The 2,635-nt window shown below is 48.0% G+C and carries 3 protein-coding genes; all 3 read left to right on the top strand.

What is annotated here, in order from left to right; genetic code table 11:
* Nucleotides 1-677: S1 RNA-binding domain-containing protein (locus B2X00_RS07760; protein ID WP_290486962.1), on the top strand; the 677-nt coding region annotated here is incomplete at its 5' end.
* Between the two features lie 89 nt (nucleotides 678-766).
* A complete protein-coding gene (gene nlpI, locus B2X00_RS07755) occupies nucleotides 767-1,648 on the top strand; it encodes a lipoprotein NlpI (protein ID WP_290486960.1) in 882 nt (293 codons plus the stop codon).
* Nucleotides 1,645-2,635, top strand: a 991-nt coding sequence (locus B2X00_RS07750) for a hypothetical protein (RefSeq protein WP_290486958.1), incomplete at its 3' end; no start/stop codon positions are given. The genes nlpI and B2X00_RS07750, both read left to right, overlap by 4 nt.

The following is a 2,635-nucleotide window of genomic DNA, read 5'->3' as shown; positions in this document are numbered from 1 at the left end:
ACATGGACTTTAAAGTAGCGGGTAATAACGAAGGTATTACTGCGTTGCAGATGGACATCAAAATTGATGGTATCACCCGCGACATCATGGAAAGCGCGCTAGGCCAAGCTAAAGCAGCACGTTTGCACATCTTATCTGTGATGGATGAGGCGATTGGTGAACACCGTGATGAGCTGTCTACTTACGCACCTCGTTTCACGACTATCAAGATTGATCAAGATAAGATCAAAGACGTGATTGGTAAAGGCGGCGCGGTTATCCGTGAGTTGACTGAGTCAACCAATACCAACATTGAAATTGGCGATGACGGCACTATTAAGATCGCTGCTAGCGACCAAAATGATGCCGACGCAGCGATTAAGCGTATTAAAGAGCTGACTGCTGAAATTGAAGTAGGCAAAATCTATCAAGGTAAAGTAGCCCGTATCGTTGACTTCGGTGCGTTCGTTACAGTACTACCGGGTAAAGATGGCTTGGTACATATTTCACAGATCGCTGAAGAGCGTGTGAATGATGTCAATGACTACTTGAAAGTCGGTGACACAGTGCCAGTTAAGGTGCTTGAAATTGACCGTCAAGGTCGTGTTCGTTTGAGCATGAAAGAAGCGGCTGAAAAGCCCGCTGAAGCGAATAACGAACAAGCAACTGAGCAAACCGAAGAGAAAAACGAAGACTAATCGTTAATCTTTATTCAGTAAAAGCCCTGTTGAGCTAGCTCAACGGGGCTTTTTTTGCTCTAATGGAGTAAATTCAAAAGGGTATTTTTATGCGATTACTTTCTTTGGCAGCGTTGCTTGCTATGACCCTAACAGGATGCGCAACCCCGCCGGCGAATCAAGCAAGGCAAGTCGCAGCACCGACACCTAATGTCGTGTTAGCTGAACCAGAGCAAGCTGAATTTCGCTATGAAATCGAGATCGCGCGTATTAATCAGATGGTTAGCGACGACTCGTTATCTGACGAAGAGTTGGCTTTCGCTTATTATCGTCGCGGGGCATTGTATGACGCGCTCGGTTTACGCACCTTATCACGCATGGATTTTATGCGAGCAATCGAAATTAAGCCGCGTTTAGCTGATGCCTACAACTACCTAGGTATACAGTACACTGAGTTAGGCGAATTTGATTTCGCTTTCGAAGCGCTTGATTCGGCTCTAGAACTCGATCCAGAACACCCATACGCCTTACTTAATCGAGGTATCGCCGAGTACTACGATAATCGAGTAAAGTTTGCGGTCAATGATTTTCAGCAACACCTCAACAACGATCCGAGTGACCCATATCGAGTGATTTGGTTGTTCTTGGCGCAATATCGAGAGTCACCCAATGAAGCACTTAACGCACTGGCACGTAATCAGCAAGGCATTGACGAAGACGATTGGGCAAACCGAATTATTGAATTGTATTTGGGGGAGCTCAGCGAGGGTGAGTTTTTGCAGCAACTTACCACCCAGTTGCGAGGGGATGAAACCCTAGCAGAACGTCTGTGTGAGGCTTATTTTTATTTAGGTAAATACAGTCAGCGTCAGCAACAATGGAGTAAGGCGGCCAACTACTTTAAGTTAGCACTAACGACCAATGTGCATGAATTTGTTGAACATCGTTACGCTGATATTGAATTGGAGCAAACTCGCAAACAACTGCAATGAGAATCCTCTGTTTTCTAATAGTGGTCACTCTAGTGGTGACCCTCATTGCCCAAGATTCTTATCCCACCTCAACACAACTGCGTTGGTCCGCCGCCTTAGCTGGAGACGCCAATGCCCAGTTTGAAGTGGGTGAACGTTATTGGCACACGCAACGCGCCAGTGAAGCATTAATATGGTGGCAACGCGCCGCCAAAAACGGTTCGCAAAACGCGCTAGAGCGATTACAGTCCGAATTTCCTCAACACAACAGGCGCTGGCTCAATATCGCGGCAGATCGAGGTGATGAGGTTGCTCAACAGCAGTTAGCCGATTTAGCTTTACATGATCCGACGGTCGCTTGGTCAGATTGGTATGAGCGCTTTGGCCAACCAGCGCTCTCCGTTCGAGCGCGCAAACTTATCGCCACGCAACATAAACAATCGTGTTCCTCAGTTGTGTCCGTTATCGCGCGTTCAAACGCGAGTAAAGGGCGTTTTGTTGCACTGCTCAACGCGGTCAGTAGCATGCAGAGTGAGTTGAGGACTCACTCTGTGTGCTTTGCCTGGCAGCGTAAATCCAAACAACATTGTTCAGTCGCAGATAACCAACAAGCGAAATGTGATGAGACTCACTTACCCAGCAACACACGAACCATTATTTTCGCAGAGGCGGGACGCTCATACACACGCCCTACAGTGATGGTACTTGGGCAAAGTGCCGACGATGATGTTATTAAGCATGAGTGGGCGCACTGGCTCGGTTTTGCTGATGAGTATGCCATGCGTATGCCCTATGCGGGTGACTTTTGCTTAGGACGCTATGCCACCGAGCCGGTCAATATCGTGGTGACCGAGAAACAGCGTATGACGAGCGATGAGTTACGGGCGTTATGGAATCGGCTGCCATGGCGCGAACATGTAAGCGATTGGCGCACGCTTGCACGCCCACTAGGTGCCGACCAGTGGCAGTTGGGGTCTTCAAATGATTTAGAGCGTGTCGGTTTGTATG

Source organism: Idiomarina sp. UBA3162, from assembly GCF_002364475.1.
GTDB lineage: Bacteria > Pseudomonadota > Gammaproteobacteria > Enterobacterales > Alteromonadaceae > Idiomarina.
The sequence above is the reverse complement of the archived record's forward strand: the minus strand, read 5'-3'. Positions and strand labels throughout refer to the sequence as shown.